We start from the raw sequence: 22,224 nt of genomic DNA on the forward strand, positions 1-22,224 counted from the left end.
GCGGTTCTGTTCTCCTTATATGGCTCTAGTATATAGAAGAACGGAGAATACATGGGATATAATCTATTTAAAATATACTTTGAAAATATATTATAAATGGATTATAATGGAAACAACATATTTGGGGGAAACTGTGAAAAAAATAGAGAAAAAACGGCTAGTGATAAAAAAGAATCTCCGCATTGTGGAAACGTTATAGAAAGAAAATATTATATTTACATGGAAGGAGTTTTTACATTGCCACTTATATTGGTTGCACTAGTTTTTTTAGCCGTAGGTCCCGTGGCTTTTCAGCTTATCCTCGGATTAATTTCTTCTTTAACTCCAGTATTCGTAATTGGAGGAATTGTTTTTCTTGTTTTCAAAGCATTATCTAATAAGTAACACAAAGAGGCTGCAACTGCAGCCTCTTTGTGTTATATTTTTGATCTTCTTCTAAACCACGTAAAATGACACGCCAACATTGTAACGTTTTTAGGACCTGTTGTACATCCTTTTAATTTCCAGCCAGCATAAATTCTAATAGAACCATTTATATCATAGACGCGTTAGATAATAGCGCCAGGTAGCCGTAAAAATATTTCGCCCATTAGCGATATAGCTTTCCCAATACATAATGTAGAATGAGCATGCGGGTTACTATATTCATTAATATTGCATTATTATGAAACGGGAATATTTATAATCGTTTTATCCTGTCAATTATGTGAGTTGGCAGGTATCCTAACGGTTATTGAATATTCCTGTTTTTTTGTTGGATGAATTGCTAAACTATTTATACCTTTCATCTTACTAATGCATTTCATACAGCACTTTATGTTTTGGATGCTTTCGGTGGAATTTTCAGTCATCGAAGATAACTTATATATAGGTTCTGAAATAAGCGTGATGTCCGTTTTGTTTGGGGCAATATCTTTGACATTTGTCTTGCAATCATTGTTGTTTTACTATAAAATATAATAGGGGGTTTTTAAACCTAAAATATAAGAAAGGAGAAAAATCACGAATAAGTACGTGTCTGTAAAATACCTATCAGACACATACGGAATACCGCAGTCAACGTTGTACAGAGCGGCCAAAGAAAGTCGTATTAAACAAAAAAACGAAGGGCGCCGTATATTGCTTGATGAATCGTCGGTAATCCGTACTTACGTACATAAAGACAGGAGGTTTTCTTCCAATCTGAAGGGAGAAAACTCCAACATGACAACAATACAAAAGACACCGCCGACAGGCAAAGGTACCATACAGAAGAAAAAAAATAACCAAGGAAGGGTATATTATCAGGTTATTAAATTTCCTATGGGATATGATAATGACGGACATGTGATTTACGAACGCTCTCAGTGTTTTAGGACGAAACAAGAAGCGGAAGACGCGCGGCTGGAATTAATGTACAAGCGTAAGTATGAGCCTGCCGTATCGGCTAAAACGAATGATACGAAGGCATCGTCGAAAAGCGTCTCGGCGTATACAGAATTAATGGATTATGTAGAGGCTTACGTTATTCCCAACTATCGGGATAATGAGACGAAGATCAATACGCGAAGACAATTCGAAATATATTACTTTGACGAGCTGTCTAAAGTAACTGTACAAGAATGTACCGCGATTGTTATTCAAAAAATTTTGAACGCCATGAACGAGCGTAGATGCCCTAAAGCTACATATCAAATTCTGAAGAGATTCTTTTTCTGGTTGAAACGACAGGGGCGTATTAGCCGAAATCCGATGGAATTTGTTACATGCCCGAAACATGTGCCGAAGAAAAAACAGAATCGCTCTCCCCTAACGGCGGAAGAAGAAAGAAAATTAAAAAAATTTTTGCATAGCGACGATTTTATGGCGATTCGGTATGGAGCTCTCATTTTGGTTTTATTGTCGTCTGGAATTCGTCCTGGCGAAGCAGCCGGGTTGGAACGATGCAATATCGACTGGGAAAAAAGAGCCATTAAAGTAGAAAAAACGATTGGACATTCGCGGGAAATTCAAAAGGTCAGAAATTTCACTAAAACCCCGCAAGGACAACGCTGGGTTCCGATTTCGAGTGAAGCTTGCGAAGCGCTTAAAAAGTATTTAAACGCACGACCTGATTCACAATGGGTATTTACGTCGCAGCGGGATCCGCAAAAGCATATTGAATTAGAATGCATGTATGCTGCTATAAATGCCGTGGGAAGACGAGCAGGTATTAAGCGGTCATTATTCGGATATTTATTTCGACATACTTTTATTACAAATGCCGTGCATCATAATATTCCAGCTGCGGAATTGCGTTTTATAACAGGACATAAAAATACCAGTATGATTAACGAAGTATATGCGAATCATCAAAACGATAATATTATCTCAACATATCGAGACTTTTTTGATGGCATATAAAGGATACACGATAGGTTACACATACAGGTTACACGTGTAAAAGAATGTAGTTGGGATGCCGAAAGAAATGGCTTAACCATGCGAAATATGGGATGTCTGAATAGAAAACGCATCATTATAAACTAAATCTCCGCAAAAATCTAATCTTTTTCTATGTGTGAATAATATGTATTGCGAATTGTCATGATGAATTGAGGCGATGTGACTACCTTGGAGGGGATTGGATGGGATAAAGGCGTGAAAAAGCCTCCGGCATAGAGGGTCGGAGGCGGCGTATGGTCAGGTCAGCAGATCTTGTTGCCGTTGGCCGTCATCTTAAAGCGCAGGCCCAGCCGTTCGGCGGCGCGCTTGCACATGAGCATGCGCTGGAGGAAGATTTCGAAGTAATCCATCATGGAGCAGATCGTCTCGTCCAGCTCGATTTCCAGGGTGACGACCTTTTTGGCGGCGTCGATTTTCAGCTTGGACGACAGGGCGGCGTAGTTTACCTGGTCGTGCTTGTCGAAGGTTTCCCGGACCTGATTGCGGACGCGGTTGCGGCGCACGTCGGTCTTGTCGGCCAGGATCAGGGCCGCCGACACGGGGTCTACGGCCGTGCCGCTGCCCTCGTCGTGCTGGCCGATGGCCGTGATGATGACGGCGATGTCCTCAGGCGGCGCGCCCCAATGGCGGAGGAACTGGAAGGCCATGAGGGCTCCCGTGTGGGCGTGGTCGACGCGGTTGATGCAGTTGCCCAGGTCGTGCATGTAGCCGGCGATGCGGGCCAGCTCGACGGTGTGCTCGTCGTAGCCGAGCTTTTTCAGGATTTTGCCGGCTGTGACGGCGACCTTGGCGGCGTGGCGGCGCGAATGCTCCGTGTAGCCCAGGACGCCGAGCACTTCGTTGCCCTGTTCGAGGTAGATGTTCAGTTCTTTGGCGTTCATTACGTTTTCATAGGTGAATTTTTTCATAGTCGTGCTGTGCAGGGAAGGCCTTGGCTCCGCCTGTGCGGCGCGCCTTCCCTTATCCTTTCCTTATATTTACAGGCGCTGAACGGCGTCTAAGGCCAGTTCGGAGCGCTCGCATTCGTCGGCCGTCATGGTGATCTGAAAGCACAGGGGGCTGCCCTTCATCTTTTCCGAGGCGTAGCTCAGGCCGTTGGTCCGCTCGTCCAGGAAGGGCTTGTCGATCTGGTTCGGGTCGCCCAGCAGGATGATCTTCGTCCCCTTGCCGGCCCGGGTGATGATGCTCTTGGCCTGGTTGGGCGTCATGTTCTGGGCCTCGTCGATGATGAGGTAGGTCTTGACGAAGGAGCGGCCGCGGATGAAATTGAGGGCCTCCGTCTGGATGACGTGGCGGTCGAAGAGCTCGTCGATTTTGTCCTTCAGCTCCAATTCGTTTTCATAGCGCTCTTCCTCGCTGGCGTCGATGAGCTGCTCCAGGTTGTCGATGATGGGCCGCATGAGGGGTGATATTTTTTCCTGCTCGTCGCCGGGCAGAAAGCCGATGTCCGAGTCGAACTGGGCGTTGGGACGGCAGACGAGGATGCGCCGGTACTCGCCTGTCGGGCGGTTGACGATTTTCTCCAGTCCGACAGCCAGGGCGTAGAAGGTCTTGGCCGTGCCGGCCTGGCCCTTGACGATGACCAGGGGCGCTTCGTCGGCCGGCTTCATGAGGGCTTCCTGGAGGAAATACTGGCCCGAGTTGCGGGGCTTGACGCCGTAGGGCTGGCTCTTTTTGTATTCCAGGGGGACGATCTTTTTGCCCTTGACCCGGCCTAAGTGGGTTTTGCGCAGGGACTGGTCGGCCTTTAAGATGACGAACTGGTTTTCCGTCAGGTCCGGGCGGCTCGTGTTCCCTTCGGCGTCGGACAGGTAGACGTCCTTCGTCGGGACGCCCTTCTTTTTGAAATCCTTGAACTTGTCCTCCGGCACGTAGCACTGGAGGCGGCCCGTGTACTGGTCCTCCTCGGGGATGACCTGCTCGGTGCTGAAATCTTCGGCTTCGATGCCGAGGATCTGGGCCTTCAGGCGCAGGACGAGATCCTTGGTGACGAGGATAGGCCCTTCTTCCTTCAGGCCTTGGCAGACCTTGAGGATGCGGTTGTCCGCCTTGTCGTCGGGCAAGGCCGCCGGCAGCTCGACATCGGAGCAGTTGGCCTCGACGCGCAGCGTCCCTCCTGTGGGCAAGGCCACGCCGCCCAGCAGGTCGCCCTGGAGGCGCAGCTTTTCCAAAAAGCGGATGGCCCGCCGGGCGTTGGCTCCCCGCTCGCCGTCGGCCTTTTTCAGGCCGTCCAGCTCTTCCAGGACGACCAGCGGAAGGACGAGGCGGTTCTCTTCAAAGCATTGAAGGGCGTACGGCGCCTGGATGAGTACGTTCGTGTCGATTACGTATGTTTTTGCCATGAAAATCCCTGCCTTTATTCTGTTTTACTGCAATTTTTTCCATGTATACCCTATCATAGCAAGGTAATTTCGGGGTTTTCTACCGCAATACTGTAAAAACTATGCAAAAAATGGAAGCCATGCCAAATTCTCCCGGCCTTTTGTATATATTTTTCGCAAGAGAATAGGAATTCAGCCCGTTTTCGTGTATAATATAAGTGTTTGTTAATTTGAAAGTTAGTGAAGGGATGTTGAATATATGGCTACAGCAATGGTAATAGGCACCCAGTGGGGTGATGAAGGTAAAGGTAAAATCGTAGATTATTTGGCGCAGAAAGCGGACGTTGTCATCCGTTCCCAAGGCGGCAACAACGCAGGCCATACGGTCGTCGTCGACGATAAATCCTTTGCGCTCCGTCTTTTGCCGTCGGGCATCTTGTTTGCCGATAAGACCTGCATCATCGGCAGCGGCGTCGTCGTCAATCCGGCCGTCCTCCTGGAAGAAATCGAAGGCATGACGTCCAAGGGCGTGCAGATCAGCAAGCTGGAAATCTCCACGCGGGCCCACGTCATCATGCCTTACCATATCCGCATCGATGAAGAAGACGAAAAGCTCAAGGGCGACGCCAAGATCGGCACGACGAAAAACGGCATCGGCCCCTGCTATGCAGATAAAGTAAACCGCGTCGGCATCCGCATTGGCGATTTGATGGACGAAAAGGTCTTCGCCGAAAAGCTGCGCGTCAACTTGGAATTGAAGAACCGCTTGTTTGAAAAATATTACGGCTGCGAAGGCTTCGACTACGATACGATGCTCAAGGAATATTTGGGCTACGCCGACCAGATCCGCCAGTACGTCAAGGATACGAACTACTCGGCCAACCTGTACGTCAAGGAAGGCAAGAAGGTCCTCTTTGAAGGCGCCCAGGCGGCCATGCTCGACCTCGACCACGGCACGTATCCCTTCGTCACCAGCTCCAACCCGACGGCCGGCGGCGCCTGCACCGGCTCCGGCGTCGGCCCCCGCCGCATGGAAAACATCGTCGGCGTCGTCAAAGCCTACACGACCCGCGTCGGCGCAGGCCCCTTCCCGGCGGAACAGAACAACGAAATCGGCGAATACCTCCGCAACACGGGCCATGAATTCGGCACCGTTACGGGCCGTCCCCGCCGCTGCGGCTGGCTCGATACGGCTGTCGTCAAATACGCGGCTATGCTGAACAGCCTCGACTACCTGGCTATCACCCGTCTGGATATCCTCGACGACCTCGACACGATCAAGATCTGCACGGGCTACAAATACCAGGGCGAGCTGCTCAAAGAATACCCGGCCAGCCTGGACGTATTGGAACAGGTCGAACCGGTATACGAAGAAATGCCCGGCTGGAAATGCCACATTTCGGACTGCAAGACCTATGAAGAGCTGCCCGAAGCGGCCCGCAAGTACGTGGAACGCATCAGCGAACTGACGGAAGTCCCCCTGGGCATCGTCTCCGTCGGCCCGAACCGCAGCCAGACCATCATCTTGCACGACATCTTCTAAGAGATTTTTGGATTTTCACCATAACAATACAACATGAGGAAAAGAGCCGGCCTATCTGGGGCCGGCCTTTTCCGTATACCGGCGCAGGTTTTTGGAAAGGCGGCGATACGATGCAGTATGATACGACGGATTTTGTAGAAGCAAACGGCGAGGCGACGATGAAGCTGATTGCCCGCACGCGCAGGCTGACGAGGGAATACTATATGACGGACCATGAAGACGCGGAACGGAGACGGGCTATCCTGGAGGAGCTGCTGGGCGAAATCGGTAAAAATGTAGAAATCGACACGCCCTTTTACTGCGACTATGGGAAGAATATCCATATCGGCAGCGACGTCATCATCAACATGAACTGCACCTTCGTAGACAATAAGCCTATACGGATTGGAAGCAAGGTGCTCATCGCCTCGAACGTGCAGATTTACACCTCGTCCCATCCCATTTTGCCCCAGGAACGGCTGCGTCTGGACGGGAACGAGACGGAAGAGCCCTTCTTCCGCACCTACGCCCTGCCGGTGGAAATACAGGACAACGTGTGGATTGGCGGTGGAGTCGTCATTTTGCCCGGCGTCACCATCGGGAAAAACAGTGTCGTCGGAGCCGGAAGCGTCGTGACCCGCTCGATTCCGGCCAACTGCGTAGCCGTCGGCAATCCCTGCCGGGTGATACGGCGCTTTGGCGAAGATGGACCGGATGATGCACTCCCTTCTGCTCCCAACGCCGAGACGACAGCGGCTATAGAGAACGTACAGCAGGGAAAGAATCTAAGCCGGACCTTCGGTTCTGTCGCCGAGCTTATGGAGGATTTGAAACGGTAAGGCAAAACGCCGCCGCGCGACTTTTTCATCGCGCGGCGGCGTTTGACGTCTTATATACTATTACATTAACAGCTTAGCAGCTGCCGCAGCATCCGGACATAGAGCAGCTCGAGCAGGAGCCGCCGCAGCCTTCTTCCGTCGGGACGAGGCCGAACAGGGCCGTCAGGGTTTTGCGGGGGCTGAGCATGCCGCCGGCCGTGACGGCCAGGCCGATTTGCCCGCCTCCGGCGGCGTTGGCCAGGTCCATCTGCTGGCCGATGGGCCAGTCGGCTGTGCCGGGGCTGACGCGCCAGAGGATTTTATATCCCTTGGGTTCGCAGATTTCGTTGATGTGATGGGTCAGCTGGTCCAGGAGCTGTCCCGTGGCGACAGCTGCCGCCGAGTCGAGGACGATGCCGCCGGCGACGTCCTGGTTGAGGAAGCGCTTGTCGATTTCTTCTTCTACAGCCGGGCCGATGGTGACGGCGGCCATGAGAAGGATGCGCGCTTGTTCCAAATACGGGACGATTTGTTCGCTTTTCAGCTTAAAGGGGGCGCTGCAGAGGATATGATGGGAGGCAGCGTCGTAGTATCCCTGCTGGAAGACGGCCTTCGGCGCGGCTAAATGCAGGACGGTTGTGCAGGCTTCGCTGAGGACGGCGTCGTCTGCGTCCCCTTGTCCCCGCTGGGCGGCGTATTCTCTGACTTGTTCCATATTGATGGAGGGTATGGTACCTTCGTATACTGGCATGATGGGTTCCCTTTCTTTCGTGTAGTGTAGTCGTCTTCTGAACGATGCGTGACGATGGTCTTATTATACCATAAAAATTTGAGGCTGCTGATAATTTTGTGATGGGCCTTGTCATTTCCATGGCCAGTGATATACAATAAAAATGTGATATAACAACACTAAATACCGTATAAAAGTGTGATGAGGTGGGCCTATGGAACGATTGATATTGAATACACTGCTGAAATGGAAGAATTCCCCCTATCGCAAGCCATTGATTTTGAAAGGCGTGCGCCAGGTCGGCAAGACCTGGATTCTGAAGGAATTCGGAAAACGCTGTTATGAAAACACGGCGTATTTCAACTTTGATGAACATGAAGAATATAAGCAGTTTTTTGAAACGACAAAGGATATAGACCGGATTTTGCAGAATCTGATGCTGGCAAGCGGCCAAAAGATCATGCCGGAACAAACCCTGATCATTTTTGACGAGGTGCAGGACTGCCCCAAGGTCATGAACTCCATGAAGTATTTCTGTGAAAATGCGCCGCAGTATCACGTGGCCTGCGCCGGCTCCCTCTTGGGCATCGCTTTGGCAAAGCCCTCTTCGTTCCCCGTAGGCAAGGTCAACTTCATGCAGATTGACCCCATGACCTTTACGGAGTTCCTGCTGGCCAATGGGGATGAAAACCTGGCAGCATATCTGGAAACAGTGAATACCCTAGAGCCCATTCCCGACGCCTTTTTTAATCCTTTATACGAAAAGCTGAAAATGTATTATGTGACCGGCGGCATGCCCGAACCTGTCAAGATGTGGACTGAGGCGCGGGATGTGGAGGCCATGCAGGAGGCGTTGTCCGATATTCTGGGGGCCTATGAGCGAGACTTTGCCAAGCACCCCAACGTCAGCGAGTTTCCCAAGATTTCGATGATCTGGAAATCGATCCCGTCCCAGCTGGCGAGGGAAAATAAAAAGTTTCTCTATAAAGTAGTCAAAGAAGGGGCAAGAGCCCGCGAATATGAGGACGCCCTGCAGTGGCTGGTCGATGCCCGCCTGGTGCATAAGATTTACCGAAGTACCGCGCCGGGCCTGCCCGTGTCTGCTTACGATGATCTTTCAGCGTTTAAGATTTACCTGGCAGACGTGGGGCTGCTCCGCCGGCTGGCTCAGCTGGCGCCGACGGCCTTTGGCGAGGGGAATCGCTTGTTCACCGAGTTCAAGGGGGCGCTGACGGAGAACTTCGTGCTGCAGACCTTGATTACGCAATTTGAAGTCGTTCCGCGGTACTGGAGCCAGAACAATCCGCCTTACGAAGTAGATTTCTTAATTCAGCGGGAGAACGACATATTTCCAATCGAAGTCAAATCCGAGGCAAACACAGCCAGCAAGAGCTTAAAGAAATTCAAGGAATTGTTCCCAAAGCAGGTGAAGCTCCGCGTCCGGTTTTCGCTGGATAATTTGAAGCTGGACGACGATATGCTGAACATTCCCCTGTTTATGGCTGACCAAACGGACCGGCTGATTGGGTTGGCGCTGGAACAACGGAACCATACGTAAATCATTCTGCAACTTTACGTTATCATACCTCGCTGACCACTGGCTACGAGACATTGACTATGCTATACTATAATATAGACTTTAAAATGAAGTTGACTTTATATACAGGGAATGAGGTGGGTGTGTTGGCGCATATCATCGCCATAACGAACCAGAAAGGCGGTGTCGGCAAGACGACGACGGCCGTCAATGTAAGCGCTTGTCTGGCCGAAAGCGGCAAGCGGACGCTCCTCGTCGATTTGGACCCGCAGGGCAACGCGACAAGCGGCTTGGGCGTCGACAAGGCGAGCTTGGAAACGAATCTGTACGACTGCCTGATCGAAGGAAGGCCGATGGAAGACGTCGTGCAGCCGACAATGATAAAGAAATTATCCCTCGTACCGGCCACGATGGACGTCGCCGGCGCGGCGGTGGAGCTGGTCACGATGGAAGACCGCGAGTATATTTTGAAGAAGGCCCTGCAGGCCTACCTGGGGCAGGTGAAGAAGTCCTACGACTACGTCGTCATCGACTGCCCTCCTTCGCTGGGGCTGCTGACGCTCAACGCCCTGGCGGCGGCTGATTTCGTCCTCATTCCCGTGCAGTGCGAGTTTTACGCGCTGGAAGGGCTGGCCCAGCTCATGCAGACCGTGGACATGGTGCGGGACAATCTGAATTCCCGCCTGCAGCTCCTGGGACTGCTCATGACGATGTACGACGGCCGGACGAATTTGTCCATCCAGGTGACGGAGGAAGTGAAGAAATACTTCAGCGGCAAGGTGTTCCACACGATTATTCCGCGCAACGTCCGCTTGGGCGAAGCGCCGAGCCACGGCGAGCCCATTACGATATACGATCCCCATTCGCGGGGCGCCGAGGTGTATACGAAATTAGCGAAAGAGGTGATACGCCGTGTCGGCTAAGAAGATGGGACTGGGCAAGAACCAGCCCTTAGGCCGGGGCCTGCAGGCCCTGGGGCTGAAGGAGCATCCGGAGCCTCACGACGGCGCAGCCCTGGAAATCGACATCGACTTGATTTCCCCCAACCCGAAGCAGCCCCGCCGGGCCTTTTCCGATGAGGCGCTCCAGTCGCTGGCCGAGTCCATCCGGCAGTACGGCCTGATTCAGCCCGTCGTCATCCAGAAAAAGGGCGGCGCCTACGAGCTGATCGCCGGCGAGCGGCGGCTGCGGGCGGCGAAGCTCTGCGGCCTGACGAAGATTCCCGCCGTCGTGCGGGACTGCGCGCCTCAGGTGTCGGCAGAGCTGGCCCTCATTGAAAATTTGCAGCGGGAAGATTTGGACCCTGTAGAAGAAGCGTCGGCGTACCGCGCCCTGATTCAGGAATTCGGCCTGACCCAGGAGCAGGCGGCGGAAAAGGTCGGCCGGAGCCGGGTCCACGTGTCCAATATGATGCGCCTTCTCCAGCTGCCGGAGGAAATCCAGCAGTATTTAATCGACGGCGTCCTGTCTATCGGACAGGCCCGCCCCCTGCTGCAGCTGAAGGCCCGGCAGGCGCAGATGGAAGCGGCGGCCCGCATCATCGACCAGGAGCTGTCGGCCCGTCAGGTCGAAGCCATGGTCCGGGCTATGCTCCGGGAAGAGCCGCCGAAGGACGCGCCGGAGCCTGACGCCTATCTGGAATCCATGCAGGACCGGATGAAGATGCATTTGGGCACCAACGTAGCCATCCGCCTGGGCCGGAACAAGAAGAAGGGGAAAATCGAGATTTCCTTTGCCTCAGAAGAAGAATTTGAACGATTGCTGGCTATTTTGACTGATGAGCCGGAAGACGGGGATTCCTTCTCCCCTTCCTCTTTCCGCGTGTGATCGGCAAAAACAGGCCTGTTTACGAAAGTTATTGACCTGTCAGGAGGAAAGACATGCTTTACGGATTGGACGCGCAGCTCGCGTACATGATAGGAGCCGGCATCGCCGGGCTCGTGCTGGTGCTGCTGCTGGCGTATATTGTCATATTGAACCGGCGCATCAAGGCGCTGGAAGAAAAATATACCTTTTTTATGAAGGATGAAACGGGGAAAAGCGTCGAAGCCAAGCTGCGCGAGGACGTGGCCGAGCTCCACGGCCTGCAGGACACGCTGGACCGGATTCACGAGACCCAGAAGGATATCCTGGCCGTACAGAACCACTGCTTCCGCAAAATCGGCTTCGTGCGGTACAACGCCTTCGACAACATCGGCAACAACCTGAGCTTCGCCTGCACCGTCCTGGACGGCAAGGACGACGGCTTCTGCCTGTCGAGCGTATACGGCCGCAGCGAGTCGCGCATCTTTGCCAAGCCCATCGTCGAGGGAAAATGCCTGTACGGCATGAGCGAAGAGGAAAAGGAAAGCCTGGACCAGGCCCTGCACTATCACGGCGACGTGCAGCCGGTCCGGAAGGATTAGGATTGAAGAAGGGATAGACCTTGAAATTACAGGAAATTATGACGGGGCTTAAGGCCCGCTGGCGCGATATGACGCAGTCCGCCGCCGATCTGGTCGGCGTCCTGCGCCGCTCCGGGACAGAGCCGGTTACCCTATCGCCGCAGCAGTATCGGACGGCGCTGCGGGCGGCTATCGCCGGGGCCGTCGTCTTAGTCGCGGCCATCGGGTTCGGCCTGTACCAGTTCATGTCCCTGCAGCAGGCCCGGGCCCAGGAGGCGCTCCACGAGCAGCAGCTGCAGCTCATGCGGGAAAAGACGGCGTCGCTCCAGGAAAAAATGGATAAGATGGACGCCCTGGACCAGGAACTCCGCCAGATGGTCAAGGGCGCAGGGACGGGCAGCAGCCCAAAAGGTGACGGTGGCGCAGCAGGGGCGCAGAAGAAAGGGCCGGATCTTTCCTCTGCCGATTACAACGACCTGCTGCTGGCCACCGCCCGTCTGGAAACGAAAACGAACGCCCGCATTATCAGCTTCATTACGCTGAAAACCGTACTGAGCGATACGGCGGGGCTGCAGGTCCGGCAGATGCAGCAGGTATCAGCGCAATACGCATCGTCGACGACGCCGTCTATCTGGCCGGCGTACGGCACGATTACGTCTAACTTCGGCTACCGCGGCAATCCCATCGGCGGCGGCACGGGCTTCCACGAAGGCCTGGATATTGCCGTCGATTACGGTACGCCCGTCCAGGCGACGGCGGCCGGCGAGGTCACGGCGGCCGGCTGGGTAGACGGCTACGGAAACCTTGTCGAAGTCGATCACGGCAACGGCTTTGTCACGCGATATGGTCACAACTCCATGGTTCTCGTCGTAGTGGGACAAACGGTGCATACGGGCGACATCCTCGCCCTGGCCGGCAGCACGGGCCGCAGCACGGGGCCTCATGTCCATTATGAAGTCCGCGTACAAGGGACTCCGACCGACCCCTTGTTGTTCTTGCCGTAAAGATGAGGGGACGCTGCCCGATATTGGGCGGCGCCGCCTCTTTTTTTGAAAGGCAGGTTGTTATGCAAAAACTCAAATATTATGGCAGCGTTATCTTGTTTTTTATCGTCGTCGGCGCGTTGGGCTTCGGCACGTCCTACGTCCAGCGGCCCCATAACGTCGTCATCGGCGTCAACCTGGCCCTCAGCGGCGAGGAAAAGGCCTACGGCGAAGCGACGGCTCGGGGCATCGGCATGGCCCGCGATAAGATCAACGCCGAAGGCGGCCTGCTGGACGAGGCTGTGACGGTCGTCGCCGTCGATAATCACGGCAGCGCCGGCGACGCCGAGGCGGCGGTGAAGCAGCTGACGAGCCGTCATGCCGTGGCGATGATCGGCCCGAACTTATCCCACTGCGCCCTGGCCGTCGTCCGCGACGCGACGGCGGCGAAGATGCCCGTCATCAGCCCGGCCGGCACGAATCCCGACATTACCGTCGACCATGGGACGGGCGAAGCCCACGAGTACATGTTCCGGGCGACCTTTATCGACTCCTATCAGGGGCGGGCTATGGCCGATTACGCCTTCGGTCAGCTGAAGGCCCGCACGGCCGCCGTCGTGTACGACGAACGGCAGGCCTACTCCAAAGGGCTGGCGGCCTTTTTCAAGCAGTCCTTCTTAGCCGACGGCGGCCAGGTACCGGTCTACGTCGACGTCTCGTTAGATGACAGCTTTGCGGCGGCCGTAGCGGCCTTGAAGGCTTCGCCGTGCCAGGTCGTATACGCGCCCTTTTACGATGAAAAGGCCATGGAATTTATCGTAAAGGCCCGCGACGCCGGCATTGCGGCCCTGATTTTAGGCCCTGACGGCTGGAACGGCCAGCGCATGGCTCAGTCCCTGTCGCCGGCGTATCTGCAGAACCTGTTCTATACGGACCACTATGCCAACGACGCCAGCGAACCCGTGGCGGAGGAATTTGCCGAGGCCTATTATGAAAAATACGGCGAGCTTCCCGACAGCTACGCCGCCCTGGGCTACGACTCCTTCATGATGGTGGCCGAAGCGGTGCGGCGCAGCGGCTCGGCAGACCCGGAAAAAATCGCCGCAGAGCTGGCCAAGACCATCGATTACCACGGCGTGACGGGCATGATCGCCCTGGACGCCAACCACGACGCCATCAAGCCGGTCTTTATCATGACCTTCTGGCAGGGACAGCCGGCGCTGCTGGAAAAGCGGCCGACGGTCCAATTATGATAGGCTGTACGCGGTGGCAGACATAAAAAATTGCGGAATTGTCGAGATGACAGTTCCGCAATTTTTTTGTAATACGACGAGATGTAGTTGGTGAGGATTTCTATAATAATCGCTGAATTGATGGATAGAGTAACGTTGCGGCAGGTATTTTGGGACGGGAAATTTTTGATAGTTTCCGCAACCGGCGGTGATTGCCGCTATGGTTCGCATCATACGACGCCATGCCGACGCGCCGTATCGTTATCGTTATATTTTATTTTGTATACGAACGTTTTCCCTCAATTTTTTTACGCTGTCCCGTTGAGCTTTTACATCGTCGTACCATCCTTCGCGATGAATGCGCGCCAAAGGGATTCCCGTCAGTCCGGATACTTCCTCATGGGAAATGGATAGGCAAGCCGTTACACGCAGTACGGCAGGTATGGCGTCATGGCGGCGCGGCGCTCCTTCCAGTCAGGCATGATCATCGTCATGACGTTGTAAAAGTGGCGCGAGTGGTTGGGATGGACGAGGTGGCACAGCTCGTGGAGCATGACGTGGTCGATGATTTCCGCCGGCATGATGGCCAAGTAGGTGTTCATGGTAATGATGGCCTTGGCGGGCATGCACGAGCCCCAGCGGGAGCGCATGACGCGCTGGCGGAGCTTGGGCATGGCGATGCCGTAGGCCGAAAGCTGGGGGAAGATGCGGGCCAGGCTTTCGGCGAACAGCTTCTCCCCTTCCCTGCGCAGCAGCTCGTGGTACAGATGGCGTCGCTCCTCGACGGTGTTGTCGGCCAGCTCCATGAATACGGTCCGGCCGCGGCGGCGCACCGTATTGCGCAGGCCCAGGCGCACGTCGAGGGTGCAGGCCGTCCCCGCCACGTACAGGCTGTCGCCGTCCCGCAAGGTCAGCACCGGCAGGGCTTTCCTGCAGGCGTACTCGTCCAGGGCTTTCACGATGAAGGGGCCCTGCTTTTGCAGAAAGGCCTCGATGTGCTCTATGGGAACGCGGGGCCCTGCCGATACGTAAATGGATAAGTCGGGGCGGACGCGGAGGTTGATGTTTTTTACGGCCTTCCGCTCCAGGACGTACGTCAGCTGACGGCCCTCAAGGCAGATGGGGCGCTGCGATATGGGATTCATATTCCTCTCCTCTGTCGATGTGGTATAATACCATCATATTATACTATATGCTGCAAGGAGATACTATCATGCTCGATTTTACGGCTATCGATTTTGAAACAGCCAATAAATACTACAACAGCGCCTGCTCCCTGGCGGCCGTTTCCGTACGGGACTACGAGACGGTCCGGGAAGGCTATACCCTCATCCGCCCTCCCTACATGTCCTTTTCGCCGGACAACATCCGCATCCACGGCATCACGCCCGACCAGGTGCGGGACAAGCCGAAATTCGACGCCCTGTGGGACCGCGTCCGGCCTCATCTGGAGGGCCGCATCCTCGTGGCCCACTACGCCGTGTTCGACACGCGGGTCCTGCGCAGCCTCCTCAAGACGTACGAATTGGAACCGCCCCGGGCGACGTACGCCTGCACGGTGGAAATTTCCCGCAAGGTCTGGCCCGGCCTGCCCAATCACAAGCTCGATACGGTAGCCGGTTTCCTGGGCTATTCCTTCCGCCACCATCAGGCCTTGGACGACGCCCGGGCCTGCGCCTTCATCGTCTGCGAGGCGGCGAAGAAGGTCGGCGCATCTTCCATGGAAGAGCTGATGGCGGCGACAGGCCTCTCCCTGAAGATATTATAGAAATATGAATTTTGCATATAGAAGGGCACCTCATGTCGTTTGGTAATACATATCTTACATTATCGTCAATCTATGCGTATAATGAAACAAGATAATTTCTATACCGAAAGGGGATTGAACATCATGAAAATTGTATTGCTTGAATCGCTGGGAATCAGCCAGGAACTTCTCGATTCGTACGTAAAGCCGCTACGGGAACAGGGCCATGAATTCGCCGCTTACGAACGCAACGACGACCCGGCCGTCCAGATCGAAGAAGCCAAGGACGCCGATATCCTCATCATCGCCAACATGCCCTTGAAAGGCGAAGTCATCAACGCCTGCCCGAACCTGAAATACATCAACGTTGCCTTTACGGGCGTCGACCACGTCGATTTGGAAGCGGCTAAGGCCAAAGGCGTCAAAGTCAGCAACGCTTCGGGCTATTCGACAGTCGCCGTCGCCGAACTGACCATCGCCATGATCCTCGACCTGCTCCGCTACGTGCCCCAGGTAGACGCAGCCTGCCGCGCCGGCGGCACGAAGGCCGGCTTCATCGGCGCTGAACTGGAAGGCAAGACTGTCGGCCTCATCGGCACGGGCGCCATCGGCCACCGCGTCGCCGAGCTCGTCCATGCCTTCGGCGCCAAGGTCATCGCCTACAACGGCTTCTCCCATAAAGCCGATACGGAACTCATCAAATACGTTCCCCTGAAGGAACTGATGGAACAGTCCGATATCGTATCGCTCCACTGCCCTGTTACGGACCAGTCCCGCGGCATGATCAACGCCGAAACGCTGTCGTACATGAAGCCGACGGCCTTCCTGGTCAACGAAGCCCGCGGCCCCGTCGTCGACTCCCAGGCCTTGGCAGACGCCCTCAACAGCGGCAAGATTGCCGGCGCCGGCATCGACGTATTCGAAAACGAACCGCCTCTCGATACGAATCATCCCCTGCTCCATTCCAAGAACACCATCGTCACGCCCCACGTAGCCTTTGCGACGAAGGAATCCATGGAAAAACGCGCCGTCATCGTCTTCGACAACATCGACGCCTACATGGCAGGAAATCAGAAAAACGTAATCTTATAAGGTATACGAATCCCCAAGCAGTATAGGCCTGTCAGGCCTGTACTGCTTTTTTTATGGGCGGAAATAGCATACACTATACCATAAATAGATAGGAAATCAAATAACTATAGCATATTTGCAAGCAACGAAAAATATATTGCTTAACATAACACTAGTATGGTAGTATGTAAACAACGAAAGACACCATTTAGGTAACCAAGTATTCAGCACATATGTAAAAGGAGCAAACCAGTATGAGCATGAGAATGACCTTCCGTTGGTACGGAGAAAAAGACGACAAGATTACGCTGCAGCAGATCGACCAGATCCCCGGCATGGACGGCATCGTCGGCGCATTGTTCGACATTCCCGTCGGCGACGTATGGCCCGTAGAGCCGCTGCTTCACATCAAACAGCAGGCTGAAGCGAACAACCTCGTATTCAAGGATTTGGAAAGCATCAACGTTCACGAAGACATCAAGCTCGGCCTTCCCAGCCGCGACCAGTACATCGAAAACTACATCCAGTCCCTGCGCAACGCCGCAAAGGCCGGCATCGAAATGGTATGCTACAATTTCATGCCCGTCTTCGACTGGACCCGCACGGAGCTGGCCAAGCCCCTCTACGACGGCTCGACGGTCCTGGCTTACGACTACCACATGGTAGCCGGCAAGACGCCGCAGGACATGGTAAAAGAAGTCCTGGAAAACAGCAACGGCTATGTCCTCCCCGGCTGGGAACCGGAACGGCTGAAAGAGCTGACCCGCCTGTTTGAAGCGTACGAAGGCATGGACGAAGACGGCCTGCGCAAAAACCTGGAATACTTCCTCAAAGCCGTCATCCCCGTGGCTGAAGAAGTGGGCATCAAGATGGGCATCCATCCTGACGATCCCCCCATTTCCGTATTCGGCCTGCCCCGCATCGTAAAGAACGAATCGGACCTCGACAAGATCGCCGCCATGGTAGACAGCCCAAGCAACGGCTTCACCATCTGCACGGGCTCCCTCGGCGCCAACCGCCAGAACGACATTCCCCACATCATCCGCAAGTTCGGCAAGATGGGCCGCGTCAACTTCCTCCACATCCGCAACGTACAGGTTCACGAACCGTGGGTATTCAACGAAGTGGCTCATAAATCGCAGATCGGCAACCTCGACATGTTTGAAATCGTCAAGGCCGCTTACGACATCGGCTTCGACGGCCCGATCCGTCCGGACCACGGCCGCATGATCTGGGGCGAAGAAGGCCGTCCCGGCTACGGCTTGTACGACCGCGCCCTCGGCGCCAACTACCTCTGCGGCCTTTGGGACGCTATCAACCGCATTTGCGGCCAGAAATAGGACGTATACGATAAGGAGGAACCTGACATGCTACATTTACATCGCCGCAGCCTCGTCGAAGACAAGGCTGCCTGGGAACAAGCCGGTATCGCCCTGTATCAGTTCGATACAGAGGCTGTGGAAGCAGCGACGAAGGAAGCGCCCCAGTGGATTCACTTCGGCGGCGGCAATATTTTCCGCGCCTTCATCGCCGCCCTCCAGCAGCGCCTGCTCAATGAAGGACTGGCCCAAACCGGCATCATTACGGCCGAAACATATGACGAAGAAGTCATCGAACACGTATACCGTCCCTTCGACAATTTGAGCCTGGCCGTTACCATGTATGCCGACGGCCGCTTTGAAAACGAAGTCATCGGCTCCGTTGTCGAATCCGTCGTCTGCCGTCCCGATTTTACCGAAGACTGGAAGCGCCTCAAGGAAATCTTCGAAGCGCCGTCGCTGCAGGTAGCCAGCTTCACCATTACGGAAAAGGGCTACAAGCTGACGGACTACGCCGGCAATTACTTCCCTGCCGTCGCTGAAGACATGAAGAAGGGCCCGGAACACGTGACTAGCTCCATGGGCTCCATCGCCGCCCTGGCCTACGCCCGCTACAAAGCCGGCGCGTATCCCTTCGCCTTCCTGAGCCTCGATAACTGCTCCCACAATGGCGACAAGATCAAAGAAGCCATGACGGCCTTTGCACAGCAGTGGGTCGCCAACGGCGTCGCCGAACCGGGCTTTGCCGATTACATCAACGACGAAACGAAGGTCTCCTTCCCGTGGAGCATGATCGACAAGATTACGCCCCGCTCGTCGGAAAAAGTACAGGAATACCTGAAAGGCATCGGCTTCGGTGATACGGAGCTGATCCATACCAATAAAGGAAGCTACGCCGCCTTCGTCAACGCCGAAAACGCCCAGTACCTGGTCATCGAAGACAAGTTCCCCAATGGCCGCCCGGCCCTCGAAAAAGCCGGCGTCATCTTTACGGACCGGGAAACGGTAGACAAGGTAGAACGGATGAAGGTCTGCACCTGCCTCAACCCGCTGCACACGGCTCTGGCCGTCTACGGCTGCCTCCTCGGCTACACTCTCATTGCCGACGAAATGAAGGATCCTCAGCTCAAAGGCCTCATTGAACAGATGGGCTACGGCGAAGGGCTGCCCGTCGTCACCAACCCCGGCGTCCTCGACCCGAAGGCCTTCATCGCCGAAGTCCTGGAACAGCGCCTGACCAACGGCAACCTGCCCGACACGCCCCAGCGCATCGCCACCGACACGTCGCAGAAGGTCGGCATCCGCTTCGGCGAAACGATCCGCGCTTACGGCGACAAAGCCAAAGACCTGACTTACGTGCCCCTGGTCATCGCCGGCTGGTGCCGCTACCTCCTGGCTGTCGACGACGAAGGCAAGGCTTTCACGCCGAGCCCGGACCCGCTGCTCCAGAACGTGCAGGAAGCCCTGCAGGGCGTCGTCCTCGGCGACGTTGCCTCTGCCAAAGGCAAGCTGCGTCCCATCCTGTCCAACACGGGGATTTTCGGCAGCGACCTGTACGAAGTCGGCCTCGGCGAAAAGATCGAAGGCTACTTCGAAGAACTCATCGCCGGCCCCCATGCTGTCCGCAATACATTAGTCAAGTACGTGAAATAGATATCGTTTAAGGAGGAAATGCAATTATGAAAGCTGTCGTAGTAGAAACACCGGAAAAGATTACCGTCGTAGAACGTGACATTCCTGAAATCACCAGCACCCAGGTCCTGCTCAAGGTCAAAGCAGCCGGTATCTGCGGCTCCGACGTAGGCATTTATCACGGCAAAAACGCCTTCGCCACCTATCCCCGCGTCGTAGGCCACGAATTTGTCGGCGAAGTCGTCAAAGTCGGCGCAGACGTGAAGAACGCCGCCGTCGGCGACCACATCGCCGTCGACCCCGTCGTGTCGTGCGGCCACTGCTATGCCTGCCGCACAGGCCGTCACAACGTCTGCAAGACCGTCAACGTATTGGGCGTCCACCGCGACGGCGGCTATCAGGAATACGTCGCCGTAGAACAGAACCAGCTCCACCAGCTGCCGAAGGACCTTCCCTGGGAAATCGCCGCGACGGTTGAACCCTACTCCATCGGCGCCCAGGTCGCCCATCAGGGCCGCCTGACCGGCGACGACACGGTCCTCATCTGCGGCGCAGGCCCCATCGGCCTGATCATCCTTCAGGTCGCCAAGATGAAGGGCGCTAAGGTCGCTATCCTCGACGTCGTCGATTCCCGTCTGGAAACGGCGAAGGAAATGGGCGCAGACATGGTCATCAACAGCAAGACCAAAGACCCTGTCGAAGCGATGAACGAATTCACCGGCGGCGAAGGCTTCAACCTCATTTACGAAGCGACGGGCAACGTCAACGTATTGCAGATGTGCATCCAGAAGCTGCCCAGCCCGGCAGGCCGCGTCGTCGTATTGGGCTTCTCGACGGTCGAATTCCCCATCCGGCAGGTCGACATCATGAGCAAGGAACTGGAAATCATCGGCACGCGCCTCAACAACTACCGTTTCCCCGAAGTCATCGAATGGTTTAAAGAAGGCAAGGTCGACCCGAAATCCATCGTCACCAACACCTTCCCCTTCACCGAAGCGGACAAGGCCTTCCAATACAACGACGAACACCCGGAAAACGTGCTGAAAATCGTTCTTACGTTTTAACATTCCCGTAGTTTAATGTTTCCGAAAGGACGGTATCAGCGAATGAGTCAACAAGCATCGTATCAAATCAAAACATCGGAATTAGTCAAAGTCGTCGCCAGCGGCTGGCTGGGCACGGCCATGGAGTTCATGGATTTCCAGCTCTACTCTCTGGCAGCGGCTATCGTATTCAACGAAATCTTCTTCCCCGAATCGGACCCGGCCATGGGCCTCATCATGGCCATGGGCACGTACGGGGCCGGGTATGTCGCCCGCCTCGTCGGCGCCTTCGTCTTCGGCCACGTCGGCGACAAGATGGGCCGCCGCACGGTATTATTCGTCACCATTACCCTCATGGGCCTGGCATCTACCCTCATCGGCTTTTTGCCGACGTACTCTGAAGTCGGCATCTGGGCTCCGGCCGGCCTCGTCGCCCTCCGCATCATCCAGGGCTTAGGGGCAGGCGCGGAAATCAGCGGCGCCGGCGTCATGGTTACGGAATTCTGCGAAACGAAGACCCGCGGCCTCGTCGGCAGCCTCGTCGGCCTCGGCACCTCGTCGGGCACCCTGTTGGCCAACCTCATCTGGACCATCATCCTGACGATGCTCACCAAGGAAGAAGTCCTGCTCTGGGGCTGGAGAATCCCCTTCTACGCCTCCTTCGTCGTCATGATCGCCGCCGTATTGATCCGGATGTTCGTTCACGAAAGCCCGGTCATGGCGGAAAAGAAGAAATTGCTGGAAGCGGAACGGGAAAAACAGCTTGCCGGCGACGTCCCTGTCGAACAGCAGCCGAAAAAAGGCCGGAAGAGCTTTATCGTCGCCCTGGCCCTGCGTTTCGGCCAGGCCGGCAACAGCGGCCTCATGCAGACCTACCTGGCCGGTTTTATCGTCACGGTCCTCGCCATGGAAAAGACCGTCGCGACGGAAGCCAACATCATTTCGTCCTGCATTTCCTTCTTCACCATTCCCTTTGTCGGCTGGCTCGGCGATAAGTTCGGCCGCCGCAAGATGTACATGGTTCTGTCCCTGGCTACGGCTATCTACGCCGTTCCCATGATGCTTCTCTTCGAAACGAAGGACCCCGTCATCCTGACCATCGCCATGGTCATCGGCCTGAACGTCGGCGTACAGGGCCTCTTCGCTCTGGAAAACGTCGTATTGACGGAGCTGTTCGGCGCAAGACACCGCGTCACCATGGTATCGCTGGCGAAGGAAATCGCCGGCCTCGTCGCTACGGGCTTCGGTCCGATCATCGCGGCCGCCGCCGTTACGGCGATGACGGGCAGCTGGGTTCCCCTGGCCGTCATGACCATTCTCTTCTCCATGTCGAGCTTCTTCGGCGCCTACTTCTCCGAAGATACGACGGGACGAGACCTGAACGAACTGGACGACGCTATGTAACGTCATGTCATATGCAATGGATAACTGAGTATAGTACCTTACTGTACTCAGTTATTT

Annotated in this window: 20 protein-coding genes; 16 read left to right on the top strand and 4 right to left on the bottom strand. The window is 55.1% G+C overall.

Annotated elements, in window-relative coordinates; translation table 11 throughout:
* Positions 1-96: 96 nt before the first annotated feature.
* Both DKB62_RS12580 and DKB62_RS07030 read left to right on the top strand, forming a co-directional pair.
* The gene (locus DKB62_RS12580) at positions 97-384 is read left to right on the top strand and encodes a hypothetical protein (RefSeq protein ID WP_157949701.1); all 288 of its coding nucleotides are present in this window, start codon (positions 97-99) and stop codon (positions 382-384) included.
* Positions 385-1,203: 819 nt separating this feature from the next.
* A complete protein-coding gene (locus tag DKB62_RS07030; RefSeq protein WP_107196030.1) occupies positions 1,204-2,382 on the top strand; it encodes a tyrosine-type recombinase/integrase in 1,179 nt (392 codons plus the stop codon).
* 284 nt (positions 2,383-2,666) lie between these two features.
* Here DKB62_RS07030 and DKB62_RS07035 read toward each other — a convergent pair whose 3' ends face one another.
* Positions 2,667-3,332: an HD domain-containing protein gene (locus DKB62_RS07035; protein WP_095629025.1), complete on the bottom strand. Its 666-nt coding sequence runs from the start codon at positions 3,330-3,332 to the stop codon at positions 2,667-2,669.
* A 69-nt stretch (positions 3,333-3,401) separates the two neighbouring features.
* Positions 3,402-4,766 carry a PhoH family protein gene (locus DKB62_RS07040; protein ID WP_087478432.1) on the bottom strand — a complete coding sequence of 455 codons (1,365 nt, stop codon included), beginning with the start codon at positions 4,764-4,766 and terminating at the stop codon, positions 3,402-3,404.
* Between the two features lie 238 nt (positions 4,767-5,004).
* Between DKB62_RS07040 and DKB62_RS07045 the strand changes: the two genes are divergently transcribed.
* Both DKB62_RS07045 and DKB62_RS07050 read left to right on the top strand, forming a co-directional pair.
* The gene (locus tag DKB62_RS07045) at positions 5,005-6,288 is read left to right on the top strand and encodes an adenylosuccinate synthase (protein WP_087478433.1); all 1,284 of its coding nucleotides are present in this window, start codon (positions 5,005-5,007) and stop codon (positions 6,286-6,288) included.
* Between the two features lie 110 nt (positions 6,289-6,398).
* Positions 6,399-7,106 carry a sugar O-acetyltransferase gene (locus DKB62_RS07050; protein ID WP_107196031.1) on the top strand — a complete coding sequence of 236 codons (708 nt, stop codon included), beginning with the start codon at positions 6,399-6,401 and terminating at the stop codon, positions 7,104-7,106.
* A 73-nt stretch (positions 7,107-7,179) separates the two neighbouring features.
* Here the strand turns inward: DKB62_RS07050 and DKB62_RS07055 are convergent, their stop codons facing one another.
* Complete coding sequence (locus DKB62_RS07055; protein ID WP_157949702.1) at positions 7,180-7,800, bottom strand: hypothetical protein; 621 nt, start codon at positions 7,798-7,800, stop codon at positions 7,180-7,182.
* A gap of 229 nt (positions 7,801-8,029) precedes the next feature.
* Between DKB62_RS07055 and DKB62_RS07060 the strand changes: the two genes are divergently transcribed.
* The 6 genes from DKB62_RS07060 to DKB62_RS07085 all read left to right on the top strand — a co-directional run bounded on the left by DKB62_RS07060 (position 8,030) and on the right by DKB62_RS07085 (position 13,972).
* The gene (locus DKB62_RS07060) at positions 8,030-9,373 is read left to right on the top strand and encodes an ATP-binding protein (RefSeq protein ID WP_107196033.1); all 1,344 of its coding nucleotides are present in this window, start codon (positions 8,030-8,032) and stop codon (positions 9,371-9,373) included.
* A gap of 125 nt (positions 9,374-9,498) precedes the next feature.
* The gene (locus DKB62_RS07065) at positions 9,499-10,275 is read left to right on the top strand and encodes a ParA family protein (RefSeq protein ID WP_095629028.1); all 777 of its coding nucleotides are present in this window, start codon (positions 9,499-9,501) and stop codon (positions 10,273-10,275) included.
* Positions 10,265-11,179 (top strand): ParB/RepB/Spo0J family partition protein, encoded by a 915-nt coding sequence (locus DKB62_RS07070; RefSeq protein WP_232818792.1) that lies wholly within the window; start codon positions 10,265-10,267, stop codon positions 11,177-11,179. The genes DKB62_RS07065 and DKB62_RS07070 overlap by 11 nt, the downstream gene beginning before the upstream one ends.
* A gap of 53 nt (positions 11,180-11,232) precedes the next feature.
* Positions 11,233-11,757, top strand: a complete 525-nt coding sequence (locus DKB62_RS07075; RefSeq protein WP_095629029.1) for a DUF4446 family protein — start codon at positions 11,233-11,235, stop codon at positions 11,755-11,757.
* 20 nt (positions 11,758-11,777) lie between these two features.
* Positions 11,778-12,740, top strand: a complete 963-nt coding sequence (locus DKB62_RS07080; protein WP_232818793.1) for a M23 family metallopeptidase — start codon at positions 11,778-11,780, stop codon at positions 12,738-12,740.
* A gap of 62 nt (positions 12,741-12,802) precedes the next feature.
* The gene (locus DKB62_RS07085; protein ID WP_157949703.1) at positions 12,803-13,972 is read left to right on the top strand and encodes an ABC transporter substrate-binding protein; all 1,170 of its coding nucleotides are present in this window, start codon (positions 12,803-12,805) and stop codon (positions 13,970-13,972) included.
* Between the two features lie 401 nt (positions 13,973-14,373).
* Here DKB62_RS07085 and DKB62_RS07090 read toward each other — a convergent pair whose 3' ends face one another.
* A complete protein-coding gene (locus DKB62_RS07090) occupies positions 14,374-15,096 on the bottom strand; it encodes a M48 family metallopeptidase (RefSeq protein WP_107196035.1) in 723 nt (240 codons plus the stop codon).
* Positions 15,097-15,164: 68 nt separating this feature from the next.
* Between DKB62_RS07090 and DKB62_RS07095 the strand changes: the two genes are divergently transcribed.
* The 6 genes from DKB62_RS07095 (at position 15,165) to DKB62_RS07120 (ending at position 22,167) form a co-directional block, all read left to right on the top strand.
* Positions 15,165-15,719: a 3'-5' exonuclease gene (locus DKB62_RS07095; protein ID WP_107196036.1), complete on the top strand. Its 555-nt coding sequence runs from the start codon at positions 15,165-15,167 to the stop codon at positions 15,717-15,719.
* 123 nt (positions 15,720-15,842) lie between these two features.
* Positions 15,843-16,790 (top strand): 2-hydroxyacid dehydrogenase, encoded by a 948-nt coding sequence (locus DKB62_RS07100; protein WP_087478445.1) that lies wholly within the window; start codon positions 15,843-15,845, stop codon positions 16,788-16,790.
* A 233-nt stretch (positions 16,791-17,023) separates the two neighbouring features.
* The gene (gene uxuA, locus DKB62_RS07105; protein WP_232818794.1) at positions 17,024-18,109 is read left to right on the top strand and encodes a mannonate dehydratase; all 1,086 of its coding nucleotides are present in this window, start codon (positions 17,024-17,026) and stop codon (positions 18,107-18,109) included.
* A 27-nt stretch (positions 18,110-18,136) separates the two neighbouring features.
* Positions 18,137-19,741, top strand: a complete 1,605-nt coding sequence (locus tag DKB62_RS07110; protein ID WP_107196037.1) for a mannitol dehydrogenase family protein — start codon at positions 18,137-18,139, stop codon at positions 19,739-19,741.
* A 26-nt stretch (positions 19,742-19,767) separates the two neighbouring features.
* Positions 19,768-20,784 (top strand): zinc-binding alcohol dehydrogenase family protein, encoded by a 1,017-nt coding sequence (locus tag DKB62_RS07115; protein ID WP_107196038.1) that lies wholly within the window; start codon positions 19,768-19,770, stop codon positions 20,782-20,784.
* Between the two features lie 42 nt (positions 20,785-20,826).
* Positions 20,827-22,167, top strand: a complete 1,341-nt coding sequence (locus DKB62_RS07120) for an MFS transporter (RefSeq protein ID WP_107196039.1) — start codon at positions 20,827-20,829, stop codon at positions 22,165-22,167.
* Positions 22,168-22,224: the final 57 nt, after the last annotated feature.

This window comes from Megasphaera stantonii, from assembly GCF_003367905.1.
GTDB classification, from domain to species: Bacteria; Bacillota; Negativicutes; order Veillonellales; family Megasphaeraceae; genus Megasphaera; species Megasphaera stantonii.

Coding starts and splice junctions, on each gene's coding strand:
- DKB62_RS07110 (WP_107196037.1), top strand. CDS start 18,137: ATGCTACATTTACATCGCCGCAGCCTCGTCGAAGACAAGGCTGCCTGG.
- DKB62_RS07035 (WP_095629025.1), bottom strand. CDS start 3,332: ATGAAAAAATTCACCTATGAAAACGTAATGAACGCCAAAGAACTGAAC.
- DKB62_RS07120 (WP_107196039.1), top strand. CDS start 20,827: ATGAGTCAACAAGCATCGTATCAAATCAAAACATCGGAATTAGTCAAA.
- DKB62_RS07055 (WP_157949702.1), bottom strand. CDS start 7,800: ATGGAACAAGTCAGAGAATACGCCGCCCAGCGGGGACAAGGGGACGCA.
- DKB62_RS07095 (WP_107196036.1), top strand. CDS start 15,165: ATGCTCGATTTTACGGCTATCGATTTTGAAACAGCCAATAAATACTAC.
- DKB62_RS07040 (WP_087478432.1), bottom strand. CDS start 4,766: ATGGCAAAAACATACGTAATCGACACGAACGTACTCATCCAGGCGCCG.
- DKB62_RS07115 (WP_107196038.1), top strand. CDS start 19,768: ATGAAAGCTGTCGTAGTAGAAACACCGGAAAAGATTACCGTCGTAGAA.
- DKB62_RS07050 (WP_107196031.1), top strand. CDS start 6,399: ATGCAGTATGATACGACGGATTTTGTAGAAGCAAACGGCGAGGCGACG.
- DKB62_RS07060 (WP_107196033.1), top strand. CDS start 8,030: ATGGAACGATTGATATTGAATACACTGCTGAAATGGAAGAATTCCCCC.
- DKB62_RS12580 (WP_157949701.1), top strand. CDS start 97: ATGGATTATAATGGAAACAACATATTTGGGGGAAACTGTGAAAAAAAT.
- DKB62_RS07045 (WP_087478433.1), top strand. CDS start 5,005: ATGGCTACAGCAATGGTAATAGGCACCCAGTGGGGTGATGAAGGTAAA.
- uxuA (WP_232818794.1), top strand. CDS start 17,024: ATGAGCATGAGAATGACCTTCCGTTGGTACGGAGAAAAAGACGACAAG.
- DKB62_RS07075 (WP_095629029.1), top strand. CDS start 11,233: ATGCTTTACGGATTGGACGCGCAGCTCGCGTACATGATAGGAGCCGGC.
- DKB62_RS07090 (WP_107196035.1), bottom strand. CDS start 15,096: ATGAATCCCATATCGCAGCGCCCCATCTGCCTTGAGGGCCGTCAGCTG.
- DKB62_RS07085 (WP_157949703.1), top strand. CDS start 12,803: ATGCAAAAACTCAAATATTATGGCAGCGTTATCTTGTTTTTTATCGTC.
- DKB62_RS07030 (WP_107196030.1), top strand. CDS start 1,204: ATGACAACAATACAAAAGACACCGCCGACAGGCAAAGGTACCATACAG.
- DKB62_RS07100 (WP_087478445.1), top strand. CDS start 15,843: ATGAAAATTGTATTGCTTGAATCGCTGGGAATCAGCCAGGAACTTCTC.